This is a genomic window from Tolypothrix sp. VBCCA 56010 (assembly GCF_050875635.1).
Taxonomy (GTDB): Bacteria; Cyanobacteriota; Cyanobacteriia; order Cyanobacteriales; family Nostocaceae; genus Hassallia.
This window is the reverse complement of record NZ_JBPAOH010000014.1, coordinates 65,277-90,271: the sequence shown is the minus strand read 5'-3', so window position 1 is coordinate 90,271 and position 24,995 is coordinate 65,277. Positions and strand designations below refer to the sequence as shown.

Annotated in this window: 29 protein-coding genes; 18 read left to right on the top strand and 11 right to left on the bottom strand. The window is 41.1% G+C overall.

Annotated features, from left to right (window positions below):
• Positions 1-86: 86 nt before the first annotated feature.
• Entirely contained in the window at positions 87-278 is a 192-nt protein-coding gene (locus tag AABK37_RS07445) for a hypothetical protein (protein ID WP_432550947.1), read from the bottom strand.
• A 350-nt stretch (positions 279-628) separates the two neighbouring features.
• Here AABK37_RS07445 and AABK37_RS07440 point away from each other — a divergent pair, with 350 nt between their 5' ends.
• Positions 629-1,015 carry a DUF3119 family protein gene (locus AABK37_RS07440; protein WP_432550946.1) on the top strand — a complete coding sequence of 129 codons (387 nt, stop codon included), beginning with the start codon at positions 629-631 and terminating at the stop codon, positions 1,013-1,015.
• Positions 1,016-1,161: 146 nt separating this feature from the next.
• Positions 1,162-2,415, top strand: coding sequence for a DUF3086 domain-containing protein (locus tag AABK37_RS07435; protein WP_432550945.1), 1,254 nt, complete (start codon positions 1,162-1,164; stop codon positions 2,413-2,415).
• Here AABK37_RS07435 and AABK37_RS07430 read toward each other — a convergent pair.
• A complete protein-coding gene (locus AABK37_RS07430; RefSeq protein WP_432550944.1) occupies positions 2,412-2,540 on the bottom strand; it encodes a hypothetical protein in 129 nt (42 codons plus the stop codon). The two genes, AABK37_RS07435 and AABK37_RS07430, sit on opposite strands and share 4 nt — an antisense overlap.
• A 47-nt stretch (positions 2,541-2,587) precedes the next feature.
• Between AABK37_RS07430 and plsY the strand changes: the two genes are divergently transcribed.
• The 3 genes from plsY to tnpA all read left to right on the top strand — a co-directional run bounded on the left by plsY (position 2,588) and on the right by tnpA (position 4,478).
• A complete protein-coding gene (gene plsY, locus AABK37_RS07425; RefSeq protein ID WP_432550943.1) occupies positions 2,588-3,286 on the top strand; it encodes a glycerol-3-phosphate 1-O-acyltransferase PlsY in 699 nt (232 codons plus the stop codon).
• A gap of 27 nt (positions 3,287-3,313) precedes the next feature.
• Positions 3,314-3,877, top strand: a complete 564-nt coding sequence (locus AABK37_RS07420; RefSeq protein WP_432550942.1) for a Uma2 family endonuclease — start codon at positions 3,314-3,316, stop codon at positions 3,875-3,877.
• A gap of 166 nt (positions 3,878-4,043) precedes the next feature.
• Positions 4,044-4,478 carry an IS200/IS605 family transposase gene (tnpA, locus tag AABK37_RS07415; RefSeq protein ID WP_432550953.1) on the top strand — a complete coding sequence of 145 codons (435 nt, stop codon included), beginning with the start codon at positions 4,044-4,046 and terminating at the stop codon, positions 4,476-4,478.
• Between the two features lie 101 nt (positions 4,479-4,579).
• On the opposite strand, the gene AABK37_RS07410 is transcribed toward tnpA, so the two are convergent.
• The 4 genes from AABK37_RS07410 to AABK37_RS07395 form a co-directional block, all read right to left on the bottom strand.
• Positions 4,580-4,816 carry a hypothetical protein gene (locus tag AABK37_RS07410; RefSeq protein ID WP_432550941.1) on the bottom strand — a complete coding sequence of 79 codons (237 nt, stop codon included), beginning with the start codon at positions 4,814-4,816 and terminating at the stop codon, positions 4,580-4,582.
• 48 nt (positions 4,817-4,864) lie between these two features.
• Positions 4,865-5,986: a GUN4 domain-containing protein gene (locus AABK37_RS07405; protein WP_432550940.1), complete on the bottom strand. Its 1,122-nt coding sequence runs from the start codon at positions 5,984-5,986 to the stop codon at positions 4,865-4,867.
• Positions 5,987-6,134: 148 nt separating this feature from the next.
• Positions 6,135-6,518, bottom strand: a complete 384-nt coding sequence (locus tag AABK37_RS07400; protein ID WP_432550939.1) for a Pepco domain-containing protein — start codon at positions 6,516-6,518, stop codon at positions 6,135-6,137.
• Between the two features lie 73 nt (positions 6,519-6,591).
• A complete protein-coding gene (locus tag AABK37_RS07395) occupies positions 6,592-7,224 on the bottom strand; it encodes a restriction endonuclease subunit R (protein ID WP_432550938.1) in 633 nt (210 codons plus the stop codon).
• A 43-nt stretch (positions 7,225-7,267) separates the two neighbouring features.
• Between AABK37_RS07395 and AABK37_RS07390 the strand changes: the two genes are divergently transcribed.
• The 3 genes from AABK37_RS07390 to AABK37_RS07380 are packed head-to-tail and all read left to right on the top strand — an operon-like array spanning position 7,268 to position 7,970.
• Positions 7,268-7,429, top strand: a complete 162-nt coding sequence (locus AABK37_RS07390) for a hypothetical protein (protein ID WP_432550937.1) — start codon at positions 7,268-7,270, stop codon at positions 7,427-7,429.
• A complete protein-coding gene (locus AABK37_RS07385; protein WP_432550936.1) occupies positions 7,414-7,674 on the top strand; it encodes a DUF1308 domain-containing protein in 261 nt (86 codons plus the stop codon). Before AABK37_RS07390 ends, AABK37_RS07385 begins: the two co-directional genes overlap by 16 nt.
• 2 nt (positions 7,675-7,676) lie before the next feature.
• Positions 7,677-7,970: a DUF3349 domain-containing protein gene (locus AABK37_RS07380; protein WP_432550935.1), complete on the top strand. Its 294-nt coding sequence runs from the start codon at positions 7,677-7,679 to the stop codon at positions 7,968-7,970.
• Between the two features lie 193 nt (positions 7,971-8,163).
• Here the strand turns inward: AABK37_RS07380 and AABK37_RS07375 are convergent, their stop codons facing one another.
• Positions 8,164-9,234 (bottom strand): ParA family protein, encoded by a 1,071-nt coding sequence (locus tag AABK37_RS07375; RefSeq protein WP_432550934.1) that lies wholly within the window; start codon positions 9,232-9,234, stop codon positions 8,164-8,166.
• Between the two features lie 287 nt (positions 9,235-9,521).
• On the opposite strand from AABK37_RS07375, the gene der reads away from it, so the two are divergent.
• From der to AABK37_RS07330, 9 genes are all read left to right on the top strand, one after another.
• Positions 9,522-10,886, top strand: coding sequence for a ribosome biogenesis GTPase Der (gene der, locus AABK37_RS07370; RefSeq protein ID WP_432550933.1), 1,365 nt, complete (start codon positions 9,522-9,524; stop codon positions 10,884-10,886).
• A 95-nt stretch (positions 10,887-10,981) separates the two neighbouring features.
• Positions 10,982-11,911: an energy-coupling factor transporter transmembrane component T family protein gene (locus tag AABK37_RS07365; RefSeq protein WP_432550932.1), complete on the top strand. Its 930-nt coding sequence runs from the start codon at positions 10,982-10,984 to the stop codon at positions 11,909-11,911.
• Positions 11,898-12,086, top strand: coding sequence for a hypothetical protein (locus AABK37_RS07360; RefSeq protein ID WP_432550954.1), 189 nt, complete (start codon positions 11,898-11,900; stop codon positions 12,084-12,086). Before AABK37_RS07365 ends, AABK37_RS07360 begins: the two co-directional genes overlap by 14 nt.
• Before the next feature lie 529 nt (positions 12,087-12,615).
• Positions 12,616-12,894: a transcriptional coactivator PipX gene (pipX, locus tag AABK37_RS07355; protein WP_432550931.1), complete on the top strand. Its 279-nt coding sequence runs from the start codon at positions 12,616-12,618 to the stop codon at positions 12,892-12,894.
• Positions 12,891-13,562, top strand: a complete 672-nt coding sequence (locus AABK37_RS07350; protein WP_432550930.1) for a YggS family pyridoxal phosphate-dependent enzyme — start codon at positions 12,891-12,893, stop codon at positions 13,560-13,562. The genes pipX and AABK37_RS07350 overlap by 4 nt, the downstream gene beginning before the upstream one ends.
• A 484-nt stretch (positions 13,563-14,046) precedes the next feature.
• The gene (locus AABK37_RS07345) at positions 14,047-14,640 is read left to right on the top strand and encodes a cell division protein SepF (RefSeq protein ID WP_432550929.1); all 594 of its coding nucleotides are present in this window, start codon (positions 14,047-14,049) and stop codon (positions 14,638-14,640) included.
• 176 nt (positions 14,641-14,816) lie between these two features.
• Positions 14,817-15,629, top strand: coding sequence for a pyrroline-5-carboxylate reductase (gene proC, locus AABK37_RS07340; RefSeq protein ID WP_432550928.1), 813 nt, complete (start codon positions 14,817-14,819; stop codon positions 15,627-15,629).
• Between the two features lie 17 nt (positions 15,630-15,646).
• Positions 15,647-15,793, top strand: coding sequence for a hypothetical protein (locus tag AABK37_RS07335; RefSeq protein WP_432550927.1), 147 nt, complete (start codon positions 15,647-15,649; stop codon positions 15,791-15,793).
• A 58-nt stretch (positions 15,794-15,851) separates the two neighbouring features.
• The gene (locus tag AABK37_RS07330) at positions 15,852-18,524 is read left to right on the top strand and encodes a DEAD/DEAH box helicase (RefSeq protein WP_432550952.1); all 2,673 of its coding nucleotides are present in this window, start codon (positions 15,852-15,854) and stop codon (positions 18,522-18,524) included.
• Between the two features lie 87 nt (positions 18,525-18,611).
• Here the strand turns inward: AABK37_RS07330 and AABK37_RS07325 are convergent, their stop codons facing one another.
• Positions 18,612-18,968 carry a hypothetical protein gene (locus AABK37_RS07325; RefSeq protein WP_432550926.1) on the bottom strand — a complete coding sequence of 119 codons (357 nt, stop codon included), beginning with the start codon at positions 18,966-18,968 and terminating at the stop codon, positions 18,612-18,614.
• Positions 18,969-19,234: 266 nt separating this feature from the next.
• The gene (locus AABK37_RS07320) at positions 19,235-20,572 is read right to left on the bottom strand and encodes an Nramp family divalent metal transporter (RefSeq protein WP_432550925.1); all 1,338 of its coding nucleotides are present in this window, start codon (positions 20,570-20,572) and stop codon (positions 19,235-19,237) included.
• Positions 20,573-20,798: 226 nt separating this feature from the next.
• On the opposite strand from AABK37_RS07320, the gene AABK37_RS07315 reads away from it, so the two are divergent.
• Positions 20,799-22,778: a heavy metal translocating P-type ATPase gene (locus AABK37_RS07315; protein ID WP_432550924.1), complete on the top strand. Its 1,980-nt coding sequence runs from the start codon at positions 20,799-20,801 to the stop codon at positions 22,776-22,778.
• Here the strand turns inward: AABK37_RS07315 and AABK37_RS07310 are convergent.
• Complete coding sequence (locus tag AABK37_RS07310) at positions 22,768-24,306, bottom strand: GH3 family domain-containing protein (RefSeq protein WP_432550923.1); 1,539 nt, start codon at positions 24,304-24,306, stop codon at positions 22,768-22,770. The genes AABK37_RS07315 and AABK37_RS07310 overlap by 11 nt on opposite strands.
• 54 nt (positions 24,307-24,360) lie before the next feature.
• Positions 24,361-24,900 (bottom strand): acyl transferase, encoded by a 540-nt coding sequence (locus tag AABK37_RS07305; RefSeq protein WP_432550922.1) that lies wholly within the window; start codon positions 24,898-24,900, stop codon positions 24,361-24,363.
• Positions 24,901-24,995: the final 95 nt, after the last annotated feature.

Here is a 24,995-nt window from a genome sequence, read left to right as displayed (position 1 = left end):
TCATGTCAATCAAGTTCATAAAAATAATTGTGAACCTGTATCGTCAGCTAAATTGATATATTTGACTAGAAACGAATATAAAATGATTAAAGTTCTGCAATACTTTCTGAGTCTGAGTTGGGACGGGGAGTGTTGCTACGCTGCTGCTGGCTTTGGGCAAGCTTCAGAGGTAATGTTAATGAGGGGATCTGAGCAGTCGCCCCATCAAGACTGGAAAAACCTAGCCACATACCCACTACCAAGTAATGCACGGCATCCAAAACCCGAAATTTTCTCATAACTACTCCTATCCAATTAAACGGGCGTATCTAGATGATCTCAGACAATCGACAAGCCTAGCAGCTTTCCCTGCCGTGTACACGCACAATAAAGTCTTTAAACCTGTGTACGTTAAAACCCGTAGTTTTTCCTCATCTCTTCTTCAAGGTGATTTTTCACCCACAGGCTCGCGCATTTTACTTTGAGCATCCCTGTTTTGTTCTCTACTACACGCACTTACTCTTAGTAATATGTTTTCACAGAAAAACTCCAGTTTTCAACATGGATGAGGTTTCAGACTATAACTCCGCGCCTCCTAACTTCTAAAATAGGAATAATATCTACATTGAGGAACGCAGGATTTGAGACTATGACCAGAACCTATGCTTCTAACGCGGCATCAACCGTAGAACTCAAGCCTAGTTACAATATACCCGTAGTGTTGGTTATTGCTGCCATTCCACTGCTTTTGGTGCAACCGATAGTCGGAGGTGCGATCGCCCTTTTTGGCTTGTTTCTCATGTTTCAAGCAGTAACTCTGCGTTTGCAATTTACCGCTACAGACTTAGATATTTACAGAGGTGAAAAATTAATTCGCCGCTTTCCTTACCAGGAATGGCAAAATTGGCGTATCTTTTGGAATGGGGTTCCTATATTGTTTTACTTTAAAGAAGTCAAAAGTATTCACTTTTTGCCGATTATATTTGACCCCAACACCCTGAAAACTTGTCTGGAAGAACGTTGTCCGCGTATTTGAGTCAAGAGTCCACAGTCCAAAGTTTCTAGTGAAAAAGTCAATATTTTGATTCTTGACTCAAGACTATTGACTTTTAACTCATGACTGCGATCGCAAGTGAATTGTAATATTTCACTTTTAGCTATCTATATATTGCACTATTGTTTATGAACCCAGAGGAATCTCAAACTCCAGAACCTATTAATGAGTCATTAATGGAAAAACAAGAACAAAGCCCAGTAGTTGACCCAACAGAAAACTCACCTGTTGAGTTAGTGGGTGAAACTCAAACACAAAGTCAGATAACCCAAACACAATCAAACTCAAATTTTGATTTGCCTGCACCGCAAGCGCAAATTCTTACTGTTGAACCAACAGAAAATTCATCCGCAGCTACCGCGCTAAAGTCAGAAATAGAAGCATCAAAAGATAATTCACTTATAGAAGAAGCAGCGCAACGAGTAGCAGAGTTACAACGTACTGAACAAGCGCTCAAAGAAGAAATAGCTAACTTGCAAACTTCTTACAAAACTCTTCAAGCGCAAGTGAGTGATACCCAAATAACTATGGGAAAAGTAGTGCAAGAAGCTTTGACGCAATTAGAACAGCGCAAACAAACGCTACAAATTTCTGTAGAACAATTGGAAAGGCGTCAAGAACGCATCCGCAACGAAATGCGAACCACTTTTGCGGGTGCTTCTCAAGATTTGGCAATCCGGGTACAGGGTTTTAAAGATTATCTCACTGGTAGTTTACAAGATTTGGCAGCAGCAGCAGAACAGTTGCAATTAATGCCCACTGTTAGAGAACGAGAAAAAGTACCTATAAAAGAAGCTAAATCAGTAGATATTGACCCAGGAACGCCTCAATTTGCCCAACAACAGTTTCTAGATACCACAAAGCAAATTCGCCGCTTAATTGACCAATACCGTACCAAACCAGATTATTATGGACCGGCTTGGCAACTGCGCCGCACTTTTGAACCGGTACATGCCGAACGAGTTTCTAACTGGTTTTTCAGCCAAGGGGGACGCGGTGCTTTGCGGACGATGAATAGCCGATTGCAAAATATTCTGATTTCCTCAGCGGTGATTTCGATATTACACAAATTGTATGGCGATCGCCTCCGGACTTTGGTATTAGCAAATACACCAGAGCGTTTAGGTGACTGGCGGCGCGGTTTGCAAGACTGCCTAGGAATCGGTCGCCCAGATTTTGGACCCGACAGAGGTGTGGTATTGTTTGAAACAGCCGAAGCGCTAGCGCAAAAAGCCGATCGCTTGACAAAAGCAAATCAACTACCCTTAATCATAATTGACGATTCTGAGGAGCAAATTAGTTTAGGATTGTTACAATTTCCTCTTTGGTTAGCGTTTGCTCCTGACCCGAAAATGATGCGAAATTATGATGATGACTATTAATAATAGGTAATGGGTAATCGGGAATTGGGCATTGGGCATTGGGAATTGGGAATTAAAGAAGTTCGGTGATGCGCTATGAGGGTAAATAAATACGATTCTTCCATGCCCCATGCCCCATGCCCCATGCCCCATGCCCCATTACCTATTATCTATTACCCATTCCTAACTATTTATGGCTATTTGGTTGACTTTGTGCGGAGCGATTGTGATTGTAGCTTATCTGCTGGGTTCGTTTCCCACTGGTTACATCGCAGTTAAGCAGTTGAAAGGTATTGATATTCGTGAAGTTGGTTCTGGTTCAACTGGGGCAACTAATGTGTTAAGAACTTTAGGTAAAGTACCGGGAGCGATCGTTTTACTGATTGATGCTTTAAAGGGAGTATTAGCGATCGCTCTGGCTTACTCATTATTTAACTATACGCCTTTACAAAACTTTATCCCCCCAACGGTAGATGCGAATTTGTGGGAACCGTGGATAGTAATTTTAGTTGGGTTAGCAGCGATATTAGGACACAGTAAATCGATTTTTTTAGGGTTTACTGGTGGTAAGTCAGTTGCTATCAGCTTAGGTATTTTATTGGCGATGAATTGGCAGATTGGTTTGGCTACAGCGGGGGTATTTGCGGTTGTAATTGCGATATCGCGGATTGTATCTTTGAGTTCAATTGTGGGTGCTGTAGCTGTTCCTATTTTCATGACACTTTTGCATCAACCGTTACCCTACATTTTGTTTGCTGTAGCGGGTGGATTGTATGTGATTTTGCGACATCGCGCTAATATTGAGCGTTTGCTTGCTGGTACTGAACCAAAAATTGGGCAGAAGGTGGAAGTAGAAGCGGAAGAAAGTTTAAATTCGGCTGGAACAACTTAAGTTTTTCAACTTGCGAGGAACCATCTCATGGTTAAGGTAAGCAGAGAAAAACAACTCACCTTGGAAGAATTTCTGGCGCTTACCGAAAGCGATATAAACTATGAGTTTGTTGATGGTTATGCAGTAGCAAAAGTGTCACCAAAATATTTTCATTCGACTTTACAAAGAGCTTTATTAATCCTTATAGATATATGGTGCAAAGGTAAAGGTAGAGTCGTTGCAGAATGGGCTATTTTATTAAAGCGTCGGGGTAAAGATTGGGCACCTTTACCGGATGTGACGTATATTTCTTATGAACGATTGCCTAAAAGCTGGAAACGTAATGAAGCTTGTCCAGCAATTCCGGAATTGGTAATTGAAATTATCTCTCCAGACCAAACCATGAAGGAATTTGAAGACAAAGCGAAGAATTATTTTGCGGCTGGAGTTTCACGAGTTTGGATTGTAAATCCGGAAGCGATAAATATTAAAGTGTTTTTCTCGGCTGATTCAAGTCAAGTTTATACAGATACTACACCGATTGTTGATGCGTTGCTTCCTGGTTTGGAGTTAACAGTCAGGCAAATTTTTGAAGAAGCAGAATTGATTTGATTGTTGGGTGGTTTCGCATTTGGTTGAGCCTACCCACCTGGGAATGAATTCCCAGGCTAATAGCTAAAGTCGGCTTAAGCCGACTGGAAGATTACAATTTAAGTTTAATCTTATGGCGATCGCGGGAATACTAAACGGAGGACATTGCAAACAAAAAATTACTTTCATGGCACTGTGGCGACTTTACTATCATCTTATTTGGGCGACCAAAGAACGTCAGCCGTTAATTACTTGCGATCGCGAAACCCAACTTTATAGTTATATTATTGGCAAAGCCGACGAACTCGGTAGCATTATCCATGCAATTGGTGGTGTAGAAAACCATATTCATTTAGTGGCTTCCATTCCCCCTAAACTTTCTATCTCTGATTTTGTCCAAAAAATCAAAGGTAGTAGCGCTCATTATCTCAATCATCTCTCTTCTGAGCAAGATGCGTTTGGTTGGCAACGCGGATACGGCGTTTTTTCTTTAGGAAGTAAACAACTTGAGCAAGCTGTTGATTATGTGAAAAATCAGAAGGAACATCATTCAAATGGGACTACAATTTCATCTTTGGAACGGCATAATCATGAAGATGATAGTCCAAAACCTACCAAATAAATGATAGGTATTTGAACATAGTCAGCTTAAGCTGACTTCAGCTATGAGCCTCAGAATTTATTCTGAGGCGGACTTGTAGCTTTGAGCAATTCTCTCAAAGGTCATTTTACGTCTTCTTGTCTCAAAAGTTCTGTATATTCGTCTAATCCTTCTTCAGCTAGTTGCCTATCTTCTTCAGCAAATTCACTGTAGATAGCAGCTATCTGATTTTTGTCTATTTGCCAACTAGCATTTCGACTGCGAAATTTAAGGAAAGCAATAAAATCACTAAGCTGTTTAAGTTGTTCTTCGTTTAGGTTATCTATTTCTTGTCTAAGTAACTCTTTTAGAGGAAGCATTTTAGGATATCCAAAGTCATCACTTCTTTTATTTATGATAGGCGGTGATTAACTTATATTACAGATTTCAAGCCTCAACGCGATCAAGCAAACCTCAACCCCACCTCGCCATTCATCCCATAGTCGGGGAAGATGTCCTTGTGGAGCATTTTGGTTAAAGTTTATTTGAGAATAATAAGACCATTCTCTAGAACTCCAAGTAACAAACAAAATCTGATGATGTCTTGTTGTTCGCCATCCTACACGTTCCCCAAAATTAAACCAAGTTTCTTCATTAAATACACCCGGTTTCCCTCCAAGGCTTTCCCAAATGCCCTTTTGCACGCTAAAGCCAAAACGCCCACGGCTGTATTTTACCCAAAGTTGATCAATTGTACGTAAATCAATGCAGGGAAAGTTTTCGATAGATGTGTAATCAAGCCAGCCTTCTTTTTCTCTTCCAACAGCCTTGAGCATAAGAGCGAGAGTTTCTTCATCCGCTTGTTTCCACTGTCCTGCTGCTAGCAAATCTTCCAAGCGCGTGTAGTCTACATTCTGAGAACTGAAGTTTCCAGGTAGTAAAGACTCCGAAGTTGTATTTGAATTTTCTTCACCCAACTTGCTTTTCTTCAAAAGTTGAGGAGTCAAATGCTCTGGAATACTTGCCATTTGAATAGCATTCCGACCAAATTTATAAGCAATTTCAACAGTTCTTCCAGCTAACAAAGCATCGTAAAAACCAACAGCAAATTCAATCGCGGCTTTATCACCGATCGCCTGACTCATGCCAATAACGTAATTTATATGTTGAGCGATCGCTTTGGCTTGATGTTCAGAATAGCAAGCATTGAGCAATACACATTCGACCTGATCCCCGAACAACTCAAATAATCCAGCTAATGCTTGTGGTTCTACTAGCTTCTCTCGTCCTGTATCATCCTCAAAAACTAAACCCTCTTCTAAACCATGTCCAGAAAAATGGACAATATGTGGCTCATAATCCAAGATAGCTCGACGAATATCTCTATAGCGCACTGCTTCCGCAGACTCTATAATAAATCGTTCGCGTTCTCTTCCTCGTCGTAACCCATCCTTAATTTCACGTATCTCCTCACCCAGACGCAGTGGTTTTGTACCCTTCGGATTTGCTGACAAAACCAAGATTTTTTTAACGGTAATTCCACTGTTCATCAGAGATATTTATTTTATATATAAAATTTAAGCCCGAAAATATTCCTTCTATTGTCTCAGTATATACTTACTTTCTCTTATCAGGTGCGTTACATTAAGTTAACGCACCTTACTAATTTACAAACAAGCTATAAAATCACTAAAAGCATCAATTTGATTCTTTCCGTTTAAAAGTTAGCTTAATTGCACTTTTACCTCCACCCTTCGCACCGCTTCCGAGTAACTTAACTTCTCCTTCACCGCTGATTTCTACCGATAACTCAATTTCCTCTAATTGCATTGCTGTGTTTCCCTTAGCTTGCGCTTCAGCGTGGCTAAACACCTTTCCCAAAACTTGCAAAAAGCGCGTCATTTCTTGTTCTAATTTTTCCGCGCTAACTTTAACAGCATCTCCTACCCCTCTGCTACCGCTATCTCTTTGAACATCGTCGTCCCAGTCTTCTCCTCTAGTAACTTTGCGTGTCACTTTTTCAGCAATTGCTATTTGAGGAGTATCATCAGTGACGATCCAGATTGTTTCTTCGTTCTGCATATACGTAAAATTTGCCAAATATTTCCGATATAACTACATACTAGAAAGTCTGAATTTCGGTAAAAAAGCGATATTAAGCATTAATCACTAATTGGCTGAGACGTTTAAGGATTCTGCAAACGTCATACAAAGCATTACCTCGATTGCGAATTTCAAAGATATCAGAGAGAGCATACTGTGGAATTTCGCCTTTAACTAATTTGACGAAAATGAAGCTACCGCCTGTAGTAATCATACCAAAGCTAGGTTTTTCCGGATGAGGATTTGCTAACATATAAGCGAGAATTTGCGCTAATCCTGCTTCAATAGAATAAGATGCTCTTTTGGATTCAATCACCATCACCCAAAATTGGTCTTTTAAAATTAAGGTGTCAATTCTTCCTTTGATAATTACACCTTCATCTTCTGTGACAATATCAACAGATTCCTCTGATTTGACATAAAAAGGATTGATGTAGAAGTCAGCGATAAATAAAATTGGATCGAGTACCGCCATTCTGACGATATCTTCTAGCATTGGTGGGTAATTCCGAAGATTGATAAAACCCGCTTTTACTTTGTCTAAAAGTTGTTTATCTAAATCAGTTATTTCTGGGAGATTATCTTCCCACTCGCGGAAGAATTGGTCATTGTCAACTAGCTGAATACCAAATCTATCGATTAAGTAGCGTAAGTTTATATCTTTTGCCTGGATTGTTTGCGTCATAGTATTAAGTTAATTTTGGTGAGACGTTAAAATAAAAAAGCGAATGGTTAACTTGGACACTGTAAGCGCTGTCGCTTTCATCGCTGAAGGCTCGGTTGTACGCTATCTGTTGCGACAATATATACAAGAGCAACAAATGGTGATGAAGGAAGACAGCTTTCAACGAATTTACACCTATTGTGCAACAAATTGGCGTCCTTGTTAGAACAGGCAAGAGCTAGCAGATTTTTACAAAGAATCACTATTATTTACGATAATCCTTCACCTAGAGCTTTAAAACTTCAGCCGACTCGAAAGTTAGGAGTGAATGATATTATTATTTTAGGAACAGGCGATCGCTTGGGCATTATAACTATTACAGCCGATGCTAAAGCTGTTAGAGCAGCAAGTGTTCAAGGTGTGGATTTTAATGTTTACATACATTCACCTTGTCCTTTAACAGGTAATTAATTATGCAAGTAACTATTGCACCTCATCTGCAAAGCACCTATCAGTTAATTAAATGTGCCTTTCCCAATGGGATAGAATCACAAGTTTATTTGCCGCTGCTGGCACTGCTTTATGATGAAATGTCAGATCGCAATTTAGCAGAAGTTCTGGCTTATTACACTGGCAAAGATTATGGCGTTGTGTTGAATGATGTGTATCGGGTAAAGTCAACTGATATACCGAGTGCTGAAGCAATTACCAAGGTGAAACAGCGTCTGCTAGCTTGTGGTTACGAAGACTGGCTTGAGGAAGGGTGAGGAAAAATCTAATATTTATTGCTTGAAATTAGACAAGTGCATGGTAGCGAGTAATGAGAAGAACTAGCCTGCTAAGTCAGATTTTTGTTAACGTACCGAACAGATGAGGTGTTATGAAACATAATTTAATTTTGAAAAATGTAGGGTGGGCAATTCGCACCCCACATCAAAATTTATGTAAATAAATTATTTGTCAAGTACAGTATTTAATTACCCTATCAGCTATGTCCACAAAAGCCTCTGTTAATCTCTTGATTTGATCCAATTGTTCCGGCGACCACTGTCCACGATCTTGAAGATTCCTTACTGGTTCCCTTCTATCCAGTTGTGCTATCGGACAGTTTAACCACATACTATTTTGGATAAGAGTATTCATATCCTCTATTCCACCTAGGTAAAAACTTTTATTTGAAGGATTTTGCAATATAGAAGGTTGTTCCTTTATTTGATTTTGTAGTTTTTCTACAAGTTCTTTAACGCTCTTTGCAATTTTTGTACCCATAACGTAATCTGCTGCAATAATTTTTTTATTTATTTCATTTTTGGGCTTTCTTGTGTCATATCCATTGAAAATCCAACCCGCAAATACAGGTTTACCAAGATTTATATATCTTTGATTATGAGGATTGTTAGTGCTGTATTGCTGACATCCTAATTGCCATTCTTTAAGAAAACGTGGCAATGTTTCTCCTATAAGTCCAACACAATAAGAACAAAAAATATCTGAGGTACAAGGAACAATAAAATAATCAGAGGAATACAGTGCAGTTCTAACCAAATTATTAAATGAGGGTGGCAAGTCAATTAATGCATAATCATACTGATAACCCTGACTATTGGCTTCTTGTATCAACCTGCTTATTATTGAATATTTTTCGATTCCATTACCTGTGAGCAGATCAGCTCCAACGCTTAGTGATTCTGAATAGACATTCAACCAAGCATCGCTGGCAATGAGATCAACCTTATCGTGGGTATAGGTTCCTTTGTGCTTAAAGAACTGTAACTGCCCTTCGTTTTGTAAAAACCTTTGTAAATAAGCTCTTATTGTAGTTCCATAAGGAATATTTTCACTGGGGAGAATATTGTGAAATCGCTCACCAAGGACAGCTATTGACAAATTAGATTGTGCATCAAAATCTATTAACAGCACTTTTTTGCCTCTGCGTGCAAGTGCATCTCCCAAATTCCATGTAATGGTAGTTTTCCCAACACCACCCTTATTGTTGAATATTGAAATTACTTTAGTTTGATTAGTTGGCATATTTTACATCCTGATTTAGCTTTTTACGTAATTGTATTTATTGGAAAAAATGTTTTAAACCAACATGATAGTAATTGTTTACAGCATTTATTACAATAAATATAAAGTATATTATATGACAATAACTGGAAGTCAGTAGCTTCTAGGCATCTCTGACGAGCGGGATTTCTGGCTAACAATGCAAGTTTCTGACTTGCTCAATAACAAATCGCGATCGCCTACCTCCACCAACTAAACTGCACCCTAACTCGCTACAATAGGAATTTGCAGTATTCTGCATCCTATACATGAAGTTACCTATTGTTGCAATTATCGGACGCCCGAATGTGGGCAAATCCACCCTGGTAAATCGTCTTGCCGGACAACAGTCAGCGATTGTTCACGATGAACCAGGAGTGACACGCGATCGCACTTACTTACCAGCTTACTGGGGCGATCGCGAGTATCTCGTAGTCGATACTGGTGGTTTAGTATTTAATGATGAAACGGAATTTTTACCCCTGATTCGTCAACAAGCTTCTTTGGCACTAAAAGAAGCAAGTGCCGCTATATTTGTTGTCGATGGGCAATTAGGATTAACCTCTGCTGATGAGGAAATCGCTGAATGGTTACGCATACAAACTGTACCCGTTTTGCTTGCCGTAAATAAATGTGAATCCCCAGAACAAGGTTTAGTTCAAGCTGCGGAATTTTGGCAATTAGGATTAGGTGAACCGTTCGCTGTATCTGGTATTCATGGTAACGGTACAGGTGAGTTACTCGACGAGTTAATTAACCATCTACCCATTGTCGAAAATATACCAGAAAATAATGAAATCAATGTGGCAATTGTCGGTCGCCCAAATGTCGGCAAATCAAGCTTATTGAACGCCTTCGTCGGTGAAGAAAGAGCAATTGTCAGTCCTATTTCTGGTACAACACGCGATGCAATTGATACCGTAGTTGAAAGAGACGGACAAATTTACCGCTTAATTGACACTGCCGGAATTAGAAAAAAGAAACACATTGAATACGGTACAGAATTCTTTAGCATCAACCGCGCATTTAAAGCGATTCGCCGCGCCGATGTGGTTTTATTAGTATTAGATGCTGTAGATGGTGTCACCGAACAAGACCAAAAATTAGCTGGGCGAATTATCGAAGAAGGTCGAGCTTGTGTGGTTGTCGTTAATAAGTGGGATGCTGTCGAAAAAGACTCTTACACGATTTACGACTACGAAAAAATCTTAACTGAAAAGCTGCATTTCACCGATTGGGCAGAAACGATTTTTGTCAGTGCCGTCACCGGACAGCGTGTAGAAAAGATTTTAGAATTGGTGAATACCGCTTCTGAAGCACATAAACGTCGCGTCAGCACATCGGTAATTAACGAAGTCTTGGAAGAAGCAGTTAGCTGGCATTCGCCCCCAGCGACACGCGGCGGACGCCAAGGTAAGATTTATTATGGTACGCAAGTCAGCAGCCAACCGCCAACAATAGCGCTGTTTGTCAACGAAGCAAAACGCTTTAATGAAAACTACCGTCGCTACATTGAGCGACAATTCCGGCAACAATTAGGATTTAAAGGCACACCGATTCGTTTGCTGTGGCGAAGTAAGAAAGTGCGTGACATGGAAAGTGGTAGTGTCAATAGAGCAACTCGCGTGAAATGAGTTATGAGTTATGAGTTATAAATTGTGGAGTATTTTAATTTCCAACTCCGCGCCTTTTGTACGGGCGGGGTCAGCCCGCCCCTCCTAACTTTATAATGGATTTACTGCGATCGCTTCCACTTGGTCTTTACCTCGAACAACCGATAACTTGGCTGCACAAACTCGATCCGCGTGTCAAGTTTTTCTGGTTGATGAGCTTTTTAACTACCTATATATACGCTAGAAACGAGTGGCGGGTATTATTGGTATTAATTTTAATTGTCGCTACCCTCATAGCTAAAATTCCCGTGCGAGTATGGCAACAGCAAATGGGTTGGCTGTTGACAGTCTCGTTTCTTGTACTTTTAATTGCCGCTATCAGTCCGGATGGATTGGGTATAAATTATCAACCGCGCCTTCCTAGCGTAGAGAGTTCACAGTTAAACAAAGCGAACTCAGAACAAGCACAAAGCTCAAAAAAACAAGTTAAGAATCCCAAAGAATATACTTACGTAGTTTTTGAAGCCGGAGCCGTAAAAGTCACTCGCCGCTCTTTAGATTTGGCAGTCAGCTTGAGTGCAATGTTGTTTACTTTAATTTACAGCACCAACTTGTATCTGCTGACAACCGCACCCGAAGAAATCACCGCTGCTATAGAAAACTTAATGCAACCCCTACGACGGTTGAAAGTGCCTGTCACCGAATTGACTTTAACTTTAACTTTGTCGTTGCGGTTTATTCCCCTAGTTTTAGAAGAAGTGCAAAATTTAATTCGCTCTGTGATGACAAGAGCAATAAATTGGAAAAAGCTAGGATTGAAAGGAAGCGTTAAAGTTTGGCTGCTGGTAGCAGAAAGACTGTTAGAAAATTTGCTACTACGGGCAGAACAAATGGCTAGCGCAATGATGGTGCGGGGCTTTACCAGTCCTCACGAACATCGGGTACAATGGCACGAATTACGGTTTACAACTCGTGATTGGGTAGCGATCGCGTTGCTTATTTTATTTTGGGGAGTGCGGCTAGCTGTAGGAAATGAGGTTTATTAAACTATGGCGATCGCTTCCCCTAAAAAATCGCACCGGTTCGGAGGTTTTCGCCACTTTATTTTATAAAAACGATTCCGGAATCGCCACTTTACTTGAAAGTCCTTACCCAAACAAAAGCGATCGCCCCCAGACAACGGGAAATATTTCAGATGTGAAATTTGGCTTTTTGGTGTAGTGGGTAATTTGGGGTAGTTAGTCAAGGATGAGGGAAGATTTCACAGCATCAGGTATACTAAACAGTGAAATTTGCATACAGCGATCGCCAATTGTCGGGGAAGGGTACAGGTTGAAGAAAAAAGGCAAATCAATTTCTTTAACTGTTGCACATGTTTCCTGCTACCAGTTCACAGTAGTGAAGTTTCCGGTGGATTCTTGGCAATTTTGCACACCCAAGCGGCAGCAATTATGGCAGCATGGGAAGAGGGTAGGGACTGTTATGTTGTTGATTCCGAATAGCAATTGAGTGTAGCCATAACAATGGTTATGCCTTAAACGTACCGCTCCTGCATTTAGGCGATCGCTACTTTTATTCTCCTTTCTTCACATTAGGAACTACATCAATGTCTTAATAACCGCGAATCGACATCAAAAGTTGGTTGTATGCTCGCATTTTAAGCAAATATTGTGTCCAGATAAAGGTATTATCGTCTGGATGAAAGTATTTCATGGCGAGAAGATATATGTACTTATACCTTCACTATTAAATGAACTCAGAAAACTCGGAAACTTACATAAATCATCCAACTTGGGGTTTGCTCTACAGAATCTGTATGGTTGATGAGAACCAAGAGATGTTTACTACACTGTATGCCCAACGCTTATTTTTTTTGGTGGCAACAGAAGGTAAAGGAATCAAATTTCAGTCTATAGGACGTACCGAAGCCCGAATGATGCTGGAAAATCGCTTGCGAACTTTGCGGCGCACTGGACACTCTCAGGAGTACGATCAGCTTCAGAGTGTTTTCCAACGCACCTTCCAATGAATAGTTCGATTAACGAACGCATTACCACAATCCGCTCCTCACTTCCTGATTCAGTTCGGTTGATTGCTGTCACCAAGCAAGTTTCTTGCGAGGTAATGCGTTCTGCCTATGCCGCAGGACTGCGGGATTTTGCCGAGAGTCGCATTCAAGAAGCTACCAGCAAACAAGTTGAATTACAAGACTTAACAGATATCACCTGGCACTTTATTGGACATTTGCAAAGCAATAAAGCCAAAAAAGCGCTCTTAAAATTCACCTGGATTCACTCTGTAGATAATTTACAACTGGCGCAGCGCTTAAATCAATTGGCGCAAGAGTTAAAAGTGAGTCCCCAAGTTTGTCTACAGGTGAAAATTCTTGTTGATCCCAACAAATCTGGTTGGAGTGTACCAGAATTATTAGCTGATTTAGCAGCTTTGAATGAATGCGAAAATTTAAAAATTCAAGGTTTGATGACAATCCCTCCTGCTGGATTGGATGATGCAGAAATAGCGGGTGTATTTAATCGTACCCGCGAATTAGCTGAAGAAATACAAAGACAAAACTGGTCAAATATAAAAATGCAACATCTTTCGATGGGGATGTCTGGCGATTATAAGTTGGCAGTGCAAGCGGGTGCAACGATGGTAAGATTGGGAACGATCTTGTTTGGCGATCGCTCTGTGTAAAATATTCACATCACCAGCGATTTGGGGCAGTATTACCTTTAAATACAGAATAATTTTTTAACCAGCTGGTTATGTAGGCAACAAAAGATATAGTATGAACAAAAGCAAAGAAAAATTAAAATATGGGTAACAAAAAGTTTTTTTAGGACAACTATTAGGATATAATTCGGACTCATTATTGCAACTCGTCAAGGTCAACTGAAGGCTTAAGTATGAAGGATAAAATACCTCATTCATAAACAAATGGGGCTTGAACTAAGAAAAAATCTTTTACATTGGTGTCCACATCGGACGAACCTTGTACCAAATGACACATTTATTTTTCATCACTTATCCTTTATACTTCAAATTATGACCAGAGCTTGTAATAGATGCTACAAACAGCGCTAAAATTGCATACCTGTCAGTTCTTTGTAGCGATGAAAGCTGAGTGAATCAACTTTTGTCACATCAGTAAAGGTGGTTAATTCTTGGAGCGTAAACAATGAACAATATATTTTCCAAACTCAGAGACTTCGTTGGTCTAAACGAGCAAGTCGAATACGAGTACTACGAAGAAGAACCAGATACCAAAAGTTACCAAAATATATATCAAGAACAAAACGTCACTCCAGCAGCACCACAAGAGCAAAGCCAACAAAATCGACGTTGGCGCGAACCCATGCCTACAATGGAAACTGATGTAACAACAGGTTCAAAGCCAATGAGTAATGTTATTGGGATGCCAGGAGCGATAAATGGAATTTCCGAAGTATTGGTGTTAGAACCACGCACCTTTGAGGAAATGCCCCAGGCAATTCAAGCATTGCGAGAACGGAAGTCCATAGTGTTAAATTTGACAATCATGGACCCGGATCAAGCACAACGCGCAGTAGATTTTGTCGCAGGTGGAACTTACGCACTCGATGGACATCAAGAGCGCATCGGTGAAAGTATATTTTTGTTTACGCCAAGCTGTGTACAAGTTAGCACTCATGGTGGCGTCCTTCACGAAGTACCCCAACCCCCAGTTCGTCCCGCACGTCCTACAGGTGCAACTCCCACTTGGGGAAATGAAGCCAATCGGATGGCACAATAAAGTTAGTCGAAAGTCAAGAAGAGCCAGTTGCGTGGGCGGCTGTGCCACGCCAGTCGCCACAACGGGGGGTATCCCCGCAAGGCGCTGGCTCGACTTGAGCAATCTGGCGTTCAAAAGTCCAGAGTTTATAGTTTTTGACTCTTGACTTTTGACTAATGACCTTTGACTATTAACGAATGACTATTAAATTTGGCTTAATTGGTGGTGGGGTAATGGGAGAAGCGCTGTTATCCCGCCTTATTGACAGAGGCATTTACCAACCATCAGAAGTCATAGTAAGCGAACCCCAACCTTCACGCCAGAGTTATTTAGAGCAGAAATACGCTGTAACGGTGACACCAGATAATCGGCTGGTTTTTACAGCTGCAACAGAAGTTGTATTTTTAGCAGTAAAGCCGCAGGTGTTCAGCGCGATCGCTCAAGAATTAGCAGATGTCATCGGTATAAATTCCTCACCCCTAGTAATTTCTATCTTGGCAGGTGTGCCCATCAGTCAGCTAGAAGCCGGATTTCCCCAGTTACCAGTAATTAGGGCAATGCCGAATACCCCAGCAACTGTGGGAGCCGGAATTACCGCAATTTGCTTAGGTGCATATACACATGCAAACCATTATCAAAAAGCACAGGAAATCTTTGCCGCAGTCGGCGAAGTTGTCGAAGTTCCCGAAAATTTGATCGACGCAGTAACAGGACTTTCCGGTAGTGGTCCGGCTTATGTAGCGTTGATGGTAGAAGCATTAGCTGATGGTGGAGTAGCCGCAGGTTTACCCAGAGCGATCGCCTATCAATTAGCTCTTTCTACCGTACTGGGAACCGCAACACTGCTGCATGAAAGCAAATTACACCCAGCAGAACTCAAAGACCGCGTTACCAGTCCTGGTGGCACAACAATTGCCGGTATTGCTCAACTAGAAAAAGCTGGTTTTCGTTCAGCCTTAATTGAAGCAGTCAAAGCAGCCACAACGCGATCGCTTGAATTGGGGAAATAGGGAATGGGGCATGGGGCATGGAAAAAATCCTACTTATTAGAACGCGCATCAAAAATCGAGCATCTTTAATTCCCATTGCCCATTGCCCATTGCCCATTGCCCATTGCCCATTGCCCATTGCCCATTGCCCAATGCCCAATGCCCAATTCCCCATTCCCTCCTGACAAAGTTGACAAAATAGCCGTTAATATAGTAAACAGACTGGTTGCAAATGTCCTATACGTGAATTATCCTGCGCTGTCTCCAGAACTTGACCCGCATACGATATTTCCCTTTGAGTTGGATCAATTTCAGAAGGATGCGATCGCCTCGCTGAACGCTGGAAGCTCCGTTGTTGTCTGTGCGCCCACCGGCAGCGGCAAAACTTTAATCGGGGAATACGCTATTTATCGCGCTTTGTCGCGGGGTAAACGTGTATTTTACACGACGCCTCTAAAGGCGCTGTCAAATCAAAAGTTACGTGATTTTCGTTTGAAATTCGGTTCCGATCTCGTCGGACTGTTAACTGGCGATATCTCTGTTAACAGAGATGCGCCAATTGTAGTCATGACTACAGAAATTTTCCGAAATATGCTCTATGGCACACCCATCGGGCAAGTCGGCACTTCATTGGTAGACGTTGAGGTGGTGGTGCTGGATGAGTGCCACTACATGAACGACCGTCAACGAGGCACAGTTTGGGAAGAATCGATTATTTATTGCCCTGGTGAAGTTCAACTCGTAGCCCTTTCCGCCACAGTTGCCAATAGCGACCAACTCACCGACTGGCTAAATCAAGTTCACGGTCCAACTGACCTGATTTACTCGGATTTTCGCCCAGTTCCCTTAGAATTTAGCTTTGGCAATCCCAAGGGGCTGTTTCCCTTGTTGAACGAAAGCAAAAATAAAATCAACCCCCGCTTAGTTAAGAGGGTAAAAAGGGGATCGTCCGATAGAGGTAGAGGTGGCAGACCAGAAGCTCCCAGCATAGAATACACCCTGAGCCAGCTACAGCAAAGGGATATGCTACCAGCAATTTACTTTATCTTCAGCCGCCGGGGATGTGATAAAGCCGTGGCTGAGGTGGGTGATTTGTGGCTGGTGGATAATGACGAGTCTCAAGTGTTGCGGCGGCAAATTGACGATTTTTTAGCTCGCAATCCCGAAGCCGGACGTTCTGGACAAATTGCCCCTTTATACAAAGGAATTGCCGCACACCATGCGGGAATTTTACCAGCGTGGAAAGTTTTGGTAGAAGAACTTTTTCAGCAAGGACTGATTAAAGTCGTCTTTGCTACCGAGACATTGGCAGCAGGAATTAACATGCCAGCCCGGACAACTGTGATTTCCACTCTTTCCAAGCGTACCGACACCGGACACCGCTTGTTAAACGCTTCTGAATTTCTGCAAATGGCGGGAAGAGCCGGACGCCGGGGGATGGACAAGCAAGGTTACGTGGTGACGTTGCAAACTCCCTTTGAAGGAGCCAAAGAAGCGGCTTATCTGGCAACATCGAAACCTGACCCTTTGGTGAGCCAATTTACACCAAGTTACGGGATGGTACTGAACTTACTGCAAACTCACACCTTGGAAGAAGCCAAGGAACTAATTGAGCGCAGTTTTGGGCAGTACATGGCGACGTTGTATTTAAAACCAGATTATGAGGAAATTGCGGAACTGCAAGCAGAATTGGCACAACTTCAGGCGCAAATAGCGGCAGTAGATGAAAAGGAAATTGCTGTTTATGAGAAATTGCGCCAACGGCTAAAAGTAGAACGGCAACTTTTGAAAACTCTGCAAGAACAAGCTCAGTCAGATAGGCAAGAAGAATTGGGCATGATGTTGAGCTTTGCAGTGTCGGGCACGCTTTTAGGTTTGAAGGGGAAGAATATTCCCGTATCTACACCTGTAACAGCGGTGTTGGTGGGGAAAATCCCAGGCTCCGGTCAAGCGCCTTACTTGGTATGCTTGGGGCAAGATAACCGCTGGTATGTAGCGACGACTGGGGATGTCGTGGATTTGTATGCGGAACTACCGCGAATTGAAGTTGAGGCTGATTTGTTACCACCGCCGGAAATGCCTTTAAAACCAGGACAGTCACGCCGGGGTAATGAAGAAACAGCAGCGATCGCTTCTTCCATTCCCGATCCGAGCGAGTTTGTGCAACTACCACCAGAAGTAGCCGAACAACTTAGCCGCACTGCTGCTGTGCAAGAGCAAATAGAAGCTCATCCTTTGCATCAAGCCGGCAATCTCCCAGCAATTTTTAAACGCAAAGCCCGCTGTGTCGAACTCGAAGCCGAAATTCAACTGATGCAGGAACAAGTTGAGCAACAATCCCAACGTCATTGGGAAGAATTTGTCAACTTAATCGAAATTTTGCAACACTTTAACGCATTGGTTAACTTAGTCCCAACTCAATTAGGGCAAATCGCCGCCGCTATGCGCGGAGAAAATGAATTGTGGTTGGGTTTGGCACTCGCTAGTGGAGAATTGGATAATTTAGATCCGCACCATTTAGCAGCAGCAGCTGCGGCTTTGGTGACAGAAACTCCACGTCCAGATAGTAAGGTACACTTCGACTTAAGTGATGAAGTAGTAGAAACATTAGGAAAATTGCGGGGAATTCGCCGCCAAATGTTTCAATTACAACGTCGGTATAGCGTGGCGCTGCCTATTTGGTTGGAATTTGAGTTAATTGCCATAATCGAACAATGGGCACTGGGTATGCCGTGGACACAACTGTGCGAACATACCACTTTAGATGAAGGTGATGTAGTCAGGTTGCTGCGTCGGACTTTAGATTTATTATCGCAGATACCCCACGTGCCCCATCTACCGGAATCGTTGCGCCGCAATGCTCATCGGGCAATGCAGTTGATTGACAGGTTCCCGGTTAATGAAGAGGTTGAATAATGGGGAGTGGGGCATTGGGCAATGGGCATTGGGAATAAAGCTAAATCTTTTTCGATGCCCCATGCCCGATGCCCCATGCCCTATTCCCTAATACACTAAAGGTTGCCCACCTTTAAGAGTACGTAAGGCATTCATGCAGTATGGACAGTCGCAACCAAATAAAACGATCGCTTGATTGCTTTCTGCTTCTGAAAAGTCCAACATGGCAACATTTTTATCAGATTGCTGTACTGAACTCACTTTAGGTGGAGGTGTTGTCTGTGAAACCCGCGTACAAACAAAGTTGTTATACCCAGCATGTGGATGACGTATACATGCTTGACCGTCTTTCATACGCAGAACTGGCTGTGCCGCATGTGCCGGATTAACCACTCCAATGATAGACATCATAGATGCAAAAATAGTCGGGCTGGAAAGTAAACTAAGTATTAATTTTCTGTTCATAAGTTATCAGGGAACGTCTTACTGAACGCTTAGGTTATCCGATTAACTGTTACAGGTCAAGAGAGTATTAATCGGGAATATCCAATATTTGTAATATTTTATTAACAAACTAAAGCTATGTTTTGTGTATAACAGTAGAACTGTACATTCATGACGATAATCATTACCATAAACGTACCCGTGATTCTTATTGAAGATCGGCAGCAGCGCTTCATACATCACAAAAAAGCATATTTGGCAAGTCCCCTTTGACCGATATCATTCTTCTAACTAGAACTTGCAAACAGCCAGCCGGAAATAGTTTGCAATAGCAGCCAAACATTTAAACTGCCGATCGCGATCGCTACTAACCACGATAAAATCTTCAGCCATAAAGGATTGACAAACTCACCCATTAATTGGTGATTACTCGTAAACATCACCAACGGCACCACCGCAAACGATAGCTGTAAACTCAACACAACTTGACTGAAAATTAGTAAGCCACCTGTGCTTTTTTCTCCCAAAAACATAATTGAAATCAGTGCTGGGACAATCGCAATTAGTCTAGTTGTTAACCGACGTAACCAAGGTTTCAAACGCAGATTTAAAAAGCCTTCCATGACAATTTGCCCTGCTAAAGTCGCTGTCAGCGTTGAACTTTGCCCGGAAGCTAGTAATGCCAAAGCAAAAATTGCGCTAGCAGCATTCACACCCAATAAGGGAGAAAGTAATTTATAAGCATCTTGGATTTCTGCCACATCATGATGACCAGAAAAATGAAAACTGGCAGCAGAAATAATCAAAATTGCTGAGTTAATAAATAATGCAAAAGACAAAGCTACTGTTGAATCGATTGTGCAAAACTTAATAGCTTCCCATTTTTTCTCAGTAGTTGGTTGCCAATCGCGTGTCTGCACAATTGATGAGTGCAAATATAAATTGTGTGGCATCACAGTTGCCCCCAAAATGCCAATAGCAATGTAAAGCATTTCTGGGTTCTGCACAATTTCTATTTTGGGAACATAACCTAATAAAATTCCCCCGAAATCAGGACGGGAAAATATGATTTCTGCGGTAAAACAGATGCCCACAGTTGCTACTAAGATAATTACCAAAGCTTCTGTGTAGCGAAAGCCTTTGTGCTGAAGCAGTAGCAATACAATTACATCTAGTGCGGTGATGCACACACCCCAACTCAGGGGAATGCCAAAAAGCAGTTGTAGCGCGATCGCACTTCCAAGAACTTCTGCTAAGTCACAAGCGGCGATCGCTATTTCACAAAGTAGCCATAAACACAAGTTTACACGCGGACTGAAATAGTCTCGACAAGCCTGTGCTAAATCTCTCCCCGTCGCTACCCCCAACCGCACACACAGCGATTGCATTAAAATCGCCATCAAGTTGGACAGCATGATTACTGTTAGCAGTGCATAACCGAATTTAGCCCCACCAGCCAAGTCAGTTGCCCAGTTACCAGGGTCCATGTATCCCACTGACACTAGATATCCAGGTCCTGCGTAAGCCAGCATCTTGCGCCAGATATTTTTGGTGTTAGGAATGGCGATACTGCGGTGGACTTCAGGCAGGCTGGGCTTCCTGGAACTATTTTCCGGAAAGGGCATCGTTTAGGCTCTTTGGCTATTTTTATCATAATTATCTCATAATTATGATAACCGAGATTATAAATCTTAATATTTTTGAAAAAGTAGTGGCAACTTCTTATTAAACCTAAATTTTATCATTGATAGAGATTCTCGTTCTTAAATTACAGACTTGTAAAAACTTATTTATTGTATTACATTTGAACAAACGCTCATATATAAAATAACTTAGCTCTCCTCAATAGAAATGAAGCATAAAATACATTCAGATTCCGGCTGTTGTAGTTGTACTCATGATGATTCTGTTGACCATCATGAAAATCATAATCACAGTCATGGTGAGAATCATAACCATGACCACAGCGAAGGATTTAACCTGAAAAATGAGGTATTTCCTTTGGCAGTGATTTTAAGTTTGTATGCTCCCGGTGTAATCTTTGAAAACCAATTACACAATACACTCTATTCTCTTGGCGAATATCTACTTTTTATTCCTGCCTATCTCTTAAGTGGCTGGAGTGTTTTGAAAACTGCGGGACGGAATATACTCCGAGGCAGAGTATTTGATGAAACATTTTTAATGACAATAGCGACATTAGGGGCACTCTTCATTCATAAATTACCCGAAGCTGTTGGTGTGATGTTGTTTTATAAAATTGGGGAATTATTCCAAGATATTGCCGTCAGTCGTTCTCGAAATTCCATCAGAGCTTTATTAGAAGTACGCCCAGACTATGCTAACATCCAGACAGAGGGAGAACTAAAGAAAGTATCACCAGAAACAGTAAATATCGGGAACATTATCGTCGTAAAACCAGGAGAAAAAATTCCTTTAGATGGTGAAATTATAGAAGGAAATTCACAAGTTGATACATCCGCATTAACTGGAGAATCTGTACCGCGAACTGTGAGAATTGGCGAAATTGTTTTGGCAGGTATGCTGAATAAAATGGGAGTCCTCAGCATTAAAGTAACAAAACTTTTTGATGAGTCCTCTATTGCCAAGATTTTAGACTTAGTACAAAATGCCAGAAGTAAAAAAGCAGAAACAGAAAAGTTTATTACTAAATTTGCCAGATATTATACGCCAGTAGTAGTAATTGCTTCTTTGGCAGTTGCGCTATTGCCTCCTTTATTCCTGACGGGTGCAAGTTCTTCAGAATGGGTTTATCGTGCCCTTATTTTATTAGTTATTTCCTGTCCATGTGGACTTGTTATCAGTATTCCATTGGGATACTTTGGCGGTATTGGCGGTGCTGCCAAACATGGTATTTTGGTTAAAGGGTCTACTTTTTTAGATACGCTTACAGCGGTAAAAACAGTTGTTTTTGACAAAACTGGGACTTTGACTAAAGGGGTCTTTAAAGTAGCAAAAATTGTCCCTATAAATGGCTTGACCGAAAAAGATTTGCTAGAATTAGCCGCCAAAGTAGAAACGCATTCCAATCATCCTATTGCTCAATCTATTAGAAATGCATACGGTAAAAAAATAGATGCATCTAAAGTGAGAGATTATGAGGAAATTGCAGGTTATGGAATTAGAGCCAATGTTGAGAATAAGATAGTCATAGCGGGAAGCGATCGCCTATTGCATAAAGAAAAAATTGCTCACGGTAACTGCCAGGTAGATGGAACAGTTATTCATTTAGCAGTAGATAATGTTTACGCTGGATATATTGTAATTGCAGATGAGTTAAAGTCAGATGCGAGACAGGCGATAACAGCACTCAAGCGAATGGGTGTGGAGAAAACAGTAATGTTAACGGGAGATAATCAGGCGATCGCCTCCTATGTTTCGCAACAACTTGATATAGATTCTTATGTTGCTGAGTTATTACCTGAAGAAAAAGTTAGTGCTATTGAAAAATTACTCAGCGACACGAAAAAACATGGTAAAATTGCATTTGTTGGAGATGGAATTAATGACGCGCCAGTGATTGCTAGGGCTGATGTTGGCATAGCAATGGGTGGTTTAGGCTCAGATGCGGCAATAGAAACTGCCGATATTGTTATCATGACGGATGCACCAGCAAAAGTAGCCCAAGCAATACAAATTGCCAGAAAAACTCATCAAATTGTCTGGCAAAATATCGGTTTTGCTATAGCCATCAAAGCAGCATTTATCGGCTTGGGAATTTTCGGTGTAGCGACGATGTGGGAAGCTGTTTTTGCAGATGTGGGTGTGGCTATCCTTGCCATTTTTAACGCAACTAGAATTATGAAATAATCTTATTTACACTCATCGTTTCTTTCTCCAATTCAGCCAGTAGTTCTGATTCGATGGGTGTAGTTGAGAGAATATCGTGTTTTAAGTCACCCCACTTTTTGCCCGATCGCGTTTTATATAAAGCGATAATTTCCGGGATGCGTGAAGATATTAATACTCGCACTGGTTGAAGTTGATTTAGAAGTCTTGCATGACGATATTGCGGAGATTGTTGCAATGCATCATCTAATTGTTGAGCGAGTTCTTGGGGATTTACATTCGTTTGGTCGAGTAACAAAACGTAATGTTGCGGCTGCTTGACGGGTACTAAACTTTTAAAGGATGTTCCTTGTAAGGGTAAGGAATCGAGAACTTGACGGACAAATTCAGAATGTAGTTTCTCGCCTACTAAATCGCTGATTTCTTGTGTGCGTCCGAGAAATTGCAAACAAGGTGTATTTAAATAGAAATGGGTAACGCTCAGGCGATCGCCTATTCGATAACGATACAATCCTCCTTTCTGAGAAATAATTATCTCATAAATGCCGTCTTTTTCCAATTCATGCAAACGGTAAATTTTGCCGATTTCATCCTCAAATTCAAAAAACACCTGATTCAGCATTGGTACGCATCCTTGCGCTTCAATTAAGGGGATAGTTAGCGGTGCTTCGGTAGCGAGGAGTCCTTTTCCCTGTACTAAAACGTTGAGAAACAATAAACGCAAAAATTCCGCACCATCCGCAGCGTTAGCGCTATCCCAACAAGAGATAAGTTTGAGTTCTTGCCAAAGTTGCGTCCAGGGGATGTCTGTGTTGATAAGCATTTGGCGTCGTTGGGGTGAAAGGCGATCGCCTATTTCTAATAAAAGTCGTGTACGATTACTTTGAATATAATCGAGGATAACTTTGAGAAAACTCGGACTCCAAATCGAGATAATTTCTAGTTTTTCTTCTAGTATAAGTGCTTGAGAAAGTTGATTTTTAAATTCTTCTGTATCAATAACACGATTTAATCCGCGAGGCAAAATCAAAAAAGGACTGAGAAACCACCTTAACCAACCATCTAAATATTCTGAATCATTGTTTAATCCGATTTCATCTTGTTTTCCTCCCAATTGCGGCGAAATGCAAAAGTATATTTTACCTGTAGAAAACTTTGCCCCATGTACAATTAAATCATGTGCCCAAACGCAGAACATTTGATTAAAAGAACTCAGCAAAGATTTGGTGTAAGGAATTAACTTTGCAGCACCGCGACTTCCGGAAGTTTTTTCATAAAAAAGGATTGATTCAGAAGTTAGTAGAGGCTTTTTGGTTTCCTTTTGTTGTAAAATCCACTTTTCAATATCGTGATATGCAACTATGGGGATGTGATGCCAATCAGCAAGAGATTTGATATTTAAAGATTTGCCATATTCACTTTTAACAAAACGTTGAAAAATATCCTTTTGTATTGCTTGCTGTGAAGCTTGGGGATTTTTCAGTGCAGAATAAAATCTTTTGGCAGCAGGTGTAAGAAGCTTTGCGAATAGTTTAATAATAAAGCGCATTTAACGTAGTGAGGGCTGAAGCCCTCGTCATTTGAAATTTAAGGGCTAAAGTCATTAAGTTTCTAAGTTTTCGCTGTTGACTTTTGACTCTTGATTAAATTTTTTGTTTGGATAAACATGAGTGAAAACAGGAACGTAAGTTCCATCTGCAATCGTAACTCCTGGTGCGATGTGATTCCAAGCTCCTAAAAAGACGTTGTTACCGATTTTTACCTTTTTAACATATAGCAGTAAGTCTTGTTTTTTCGGTTTGATGATGTGGGAATAAATGCCGACACCGTTACCAAATACGACATTATCGCCGATTTCGATTAAAGCGCGATCGCTTATTTCTAACTGCGGTGTCCAATAAACATTTTTACCCACTTTTGCCCCCCACAACCGCAACCACAATGAGAATGCACCAGGGATAAGCCGCAACAGTGTTTCTAAGGCGGGAAAGGCAATATATATTACTTGTATTTGGTGACTTCCCCACCAAGGCGAATAATTTTTACCTGCTAAATAACTGATTCCTTCTTTCAAAGGATAGAAATATTCGTGTATTCTATGTATCAGTAATGGAAACACGTATAAACAAATGAAAAGTGCCATAATACTTAATATTCCTGGATAAAAGCAAATCCACAAGAAAGATACGCCTATCATTAGCATTACTAAAGTAGGAAACAAAGAGAGAATGGTACTGA